Genomic DNA, 4,562 nt, shown 5'->3' on the forward strand with positions numbered 1-4,562 from the left:
GGCTCATTCACGCTCGTATCGAGGACTCGATTTGCTAACTCGCTCAAGAAAATTCTGGGTGTGGGGACTAATCCTGACGAACTAAGCTCGAAGAGCGATCTAAATTTGCCTGTGACTAACTGTTCGATTAGCGCGGTAAATAAGCCTTCTTTATCTTGAAAATGACTATAAACAGTCGCTTTCGACACCCCCGCAGCCATCGCGATCCGATCCATACTCGTCCCCGCATAGCCATGTTTCAGGAACTCCTGCATTCCACCCGCTAAGATCGCTTCAGCTTTTTCTAGGGAGAGTTGACGCGGTTCTTTTAGAGACATGTGGATTGAAGCTGGATATTTGCAAACTTGACATTACTAAGCTGTATAGTTTAGCATGAAGTTACTAAACTAAACTGTATAGTTTAGTTTAGTAAGAGATCGCCATGCAAAATGCGATCGACTTCTCAACAACAGTTAGGGGAGGAAGAATCAAGCCTAATACCTTGATGGAGTAAAACAAATATGACAACAGTAACCAGAACTGACGTAATTATTGTGGGCGCAGGTCCAACCGGATTATCCTTGGCTGTCCAGTTGATTCGTTACGGCATCGACTTTCAGATCTTTGACAAGAAAGCAGGCATCACCGACTTGTCAAAGGCTCTAGTCGTTCATGCACGCACGATGGAAATTTACGACCAAGTAGGTTTGGCACAAACCGCCGTTGCTGGTGGCGAGATCGTCCAGAAAACGGTGCTGATGCATGATGGGAAAGTTAGTGCCCGCCTGGATTTTTCTGACTTTGGCGGGCGGCTGAGTCCGTTTCCGTTTCTCCTCATTTTTGAGCAAAGCAAAAACGAGCGGCTGCTGAATGAGTATCTCCAACATCACGCTAAAGCAGTTCAGTGGCAAACCGAACTAGAGAGCCTAACCCAAAATGCAGATGGTGTGACAGCAGTCATTAAAACGGTAAATGGTGAAACACAAACTCTTGAAGCCCAGTATCTAGTGGGCTGTGATGGTGCGAGCAGTCCAACTCGGCATCTACTCGATCTGAAGTTTGAAGGTTCTACTTACCCACGCCTGTTTTATGTCGCAGATGTGGAACTGGATTTGCCGGCGGATGAATCAACATTTTATGCCCAGTTGGGACAAGATGCATTTTTGCTAATGCTGCCCATGTCCGGCGAAAAACACTGGCGGTTAATTGGCAACTTACCTGAATACAACGATCGAGTCGCGGCTCTAGCGGACGATCTAGCAGTCACTTTTGATGAAGTCGAAACTAAACTCAAGCAATTGGTGCCACAAGCCCCAGCGATTGGCACTGTCCGCTGGTTCTCGACTTACAAAGTACACACTCGTCGCGCTGAAGCATTCTCCCTCGATCGATGCTTTCTGGCTGGGGATGCCGCTCACATGCATACGCCTGCGGGCGGTCAGGGCATGAATACGGGTATTCAGGATGCTTATAATCTGGCTTGGAAGCTCGCCTTAGTATTGAAAAATGATGCTGGTGAAGATCTGCTCGCAAGTTACAACGAGGAACGTTTGGCTAATGCAAATCACCTGTTACAGACGACCGATCGGGCTTTTGAATTTGCCGCTGGCAACCAGTGGTATTTCCGGTTTCTACGCGATAAAATCTTACCGAGTCTGGCTAGTTTTATCACCCAATTTGGTGCGGCTAAAGAATTCTTGTTTCCGGCCATTTCTCAAATCGGACTCAACTACCACGACAGTTCTTTGAGCGAACATCAAGGAGATACAGAGTTCGCAGTCAAAGCTGGCGATAGAATGCCTTATTTTCTGGTAGATGGTGCCAATCTTTACGATCTACTTCGCGCTCCCAAATTCCATCTATTGGCCTTCTCCGACGGGACACATCACGATCGAGATTTGCGATTAGAGCTAGAGCGTAAATATGGACATCTAATCGATCTTAATGTCATCCCACTTTACCCCCCTGTTGTCGAAATTTTTGGAGTCGATCGGCCTTTTTACCTACTATTACGCCCCGATTGTTACATTGGATTTATTTCCACGAGTTTTTCCTGGTCTAAGCTCCAAAATTACCTGCTACATTTGTCAGTCATGGAGAAATGCTGACAACATCGCTCTTTAGGAACAGTGATTCATGCCCAAAGCGAGTCTCAGCTCCTCACTTAGGATCGCTATTTGATGTCTCGATCGCAACGGATTTCCACCATCAAACCATCGGGATCGTAACAGTAGATGCCGCGTCCGGTCGATCGAGTGACGACTTCCCCCTCAATTTTGACCTGATGAGCGTGCAAAATTTGCACGGATAAGTCAAATAAATCGGGTGCGATATCAAAAGCTAAATGATTGGCTCGCGTAAATTGCACGGTCGGATCTGCGGCTGGAGGCGATAACTCTGGCTCGGCAAATAAATCGAGCACCGTCCCATCTGGAATCCGAAAATTGGCCACCCGACCCAGTGCGACTAATTCGCGCAGACTAGAGGGAATCTCGTTGCCTGCGAGTTCGTGCAATCCCAAAATCGTGCCGTAGAAGTGGCGCGAGGCTTGCATATCTGCCACATTCAGCGCGATATGATGTACGCTCCGCAAAGCACCTAAGGGAATGCGTAGATGAGATTCCGCCCCAACAGATTTTAGTGACATGCGCGCAATAGTTTCAAAAAATAAATGATTGAAAGAGCCTTAACTAGGCAGTGTTAGAATGAATCAACTTGAAGTATCGAGGCTACTTACCCGATCGCCGCAGCTAGGAGCCAGACTTGTCGCTAACACTCATATGCTAACCAAAACAGGACAAATTTAACACCAGTTTCCACCGCGAACTGTCCCGATCTAGAGCTAGCTGTGGTGTATATTCAAACTAAGAGGAAGATTTAACCAGTTTAAAGTGCATTACCTGGGGTTGACATCAGCTCGACCAATATCTAAATCAATTTGAGAGTGCCCACTGTGGAAGATCGATTACCATTACTAGTTCAAAAACAACTCGATGCCAAAATCCGGCAACGTCCACCACTATTTCCGTGGGAAACGAAACTTGAAGAGTATGAAACAACTGAGGACGAATCTGGGCACCCTAAGCCTAATCTCCCCACTTCATCCTCAGAAAATTTTGGTGCAGCAGTGCCAGCGGATCGTGACGATCGCTAACTAATCTGTGGCGGGTGGGTAGATCTCGTTGCTATTTATAATTCGATCGTGCCCATATCCTTGCCACAACCACCAAGCTCAGTCTTGGCAAAAATTCAACAGCAGATGGCCTTGCGCCCTCAGACTGTGCCAGAGGATTCAGTACTCCTGCGCATATTAGTACAGTCGATGGTCGTCGTCGGCATTATCGCGACCGATGTGGCAGCGGAAACACAGCTCAGTTTGTGGGCAATTCCGGTCAGTATTATGGGTGCGACTTGGAGTTGGTACCATCGTCACGATCGCAATATCGGCATGAAATTCGGCCTCGCCTTAGCGATGTTGGGCGCGTTGGCTTACTTTATCGTCCATCTACTCGGCAGTATCAACGATACACGGTTAGTATTGGCCGAATTATTGGTGCAGGTGCAGGCGATTCATACCTTCGATCTGCCCCGCCGCAAGGATTTGGGCTACTCGATGACGATCGGGTTAATTCTGATTGGCGTTGCGGGTACGCTCAGTCAGACGCTCGCGTTTGCACCGCTGTTATTACTATTTCTGGCGATCGCGATTCCGGTACTATTTCTAGATTATCGATCGCGGCTGAATTTGGCACCACTGACAATCGGTAGATCCGCCCAGGTCGATAAGGTTGGCATCCCGTGGTTGCAATTGGGAAAACTATTAGGGTTAGTCATCACAATCGGTTTAATCGTATTTGCCCTGATGCCACGTTTTTCTAGCTATCAGGGTTCGCTTCCTGTCAGTGCGCCGATTCAATACGAACGACAAAAATTCGATCCGCAAAGAACGATCGCGCCTGGATATCAAAACAAGGGCAAAGCTGGCAGCGGCCAAGGTCGCCAAATCGATGGTGAAGGCGGCGATGGTAAAAGTGATGGCAAATTAGACGAGAATTTTTATTACGGATTTAATTCGCAAATCGATCAAAATCTCCGTGGGGTGATGAAACCCAAACTAGTGATGCGCGTGCGCGCCCAAGCTCCAGGATTTTGGCGAGCATTGGCTTTCGATCGTTATACCGGACAAGGCTGGGAAATTTCCCGCAACGCTAAGACTACTAAAGTCCGGCGTCCAGAATGGGATTATAAATTCATCTTTCCTGCACCTACAAATAAACTCCGCACCAAACAGGTGATTCAAAGTTATACGGCCTTGGATGAGTTGCCCAATATTATTCCAGGTTTATCTGCGGTTAATGAATTATATTTTCCCACACCAGAAATTGCCCTAGATCCGGAAGGTTTGATGAGATCGCCAGTGGGGTTGCATCAAGGTTTGACTTATACAGTAGTGTCTCAAGTCCCCTTGCGCGATCGCCAATTACTCGATGGTGCCAGCACTAATTATCCCCAGAAGATTAGTAATTATTACCTGCAAATCCCTGACAACATCTCAGCCAAACTGCAAAAATACACCCAAGATC

The 4,562-nt window shown here is 47.3% G+C and carries 5 protein-coding genes; 3 read left to right on the forward strand and 2 right to left on the reverse strand.

The genetic code is table 11. The annotated features are described in order from the left end of the window. Positions 1–317: helix-turn-helix domain-containing protein (locus RMO84_RS06230; protein ID WP_310487608.1), on the reverse strand; the 317-nt coding region annotated here is incomplete at its 3' end. Between the two features lie 183 nt (positions 318–500). On the opposite strand from RMO84_RS06230, the gene RMO84_RS06235 reads away from it, so the two are divergent. Beyond that, positions 501–2,087 (forward strand): FAD-dependent monooxygenase, encoded by a 1,587-nt coding sequence (locus RMO84_RS06235; protein WP_310487609.1) that lies wholly within the window; start codon positions 501–503, stop codon positions 2,085–2,087. A 65-nt stretch (positions 2,088–2,152) separates the two neighbouring features. Here RMO84_RS06235 and RMO84_RS06240 read toward each other — a convergent pair whose 3' ends face one another. After that, the gene (locus tag RMO84_RS06240) at positions 2,153–2,626 is read right to left on the reverse strand and encodes a VOC family protein (protein WP_310487610.1); all 474 of its coding nucleotides are present in this window, start codon (positions 2,624–2,626) and stop codon (positions 2,153–2,155) included. A 306-nt stretch (positions 2,627–2,932) separates the two neighbouring features. Here RMO84_RS06240 and RMO84_RS06245 point away from each other — a divergent pair, with 306 nt between their 5' ends. Together RMO84_RS06245 and RMO84_RS06250 are read left to right on the forward strand one after the other, a co-directional pair. Continuing rightward, positions 2,933–3,133 carry a hypothetical protein gene (locus RMO84_RS06245; protein ID WP_310487611.1) on the forward strand — a complete coding sequence of 67 codons (201 nt, stop codon included), beginning with the start codon at positions 2,933–2,935 and terminating at the stop codon, positions 3,131–3,133. Between the two features lie 84 nt (positions 3,134–3,217). Further along, positions 3,218–4,562, forward strand: a 1,345-nt coding sequence (locus RMO84_RS06250) for a transglutaminaseTgpA domain-containing protein (protein ID WP_310487612.1), incomplete at its 3' end; no start/stop codon positions are given.

The organism is Chamaesiphon sp. VAR_69_metabat_338 (genome assembly GCF_031423935.1).
Taxonomy (GTDB): domain Bacteria; phylum Cyanobacteriota; class Cyanobacteriia; order Cyanobacteriales; family Chamaesiphonaceae; genus Chamaesiphon.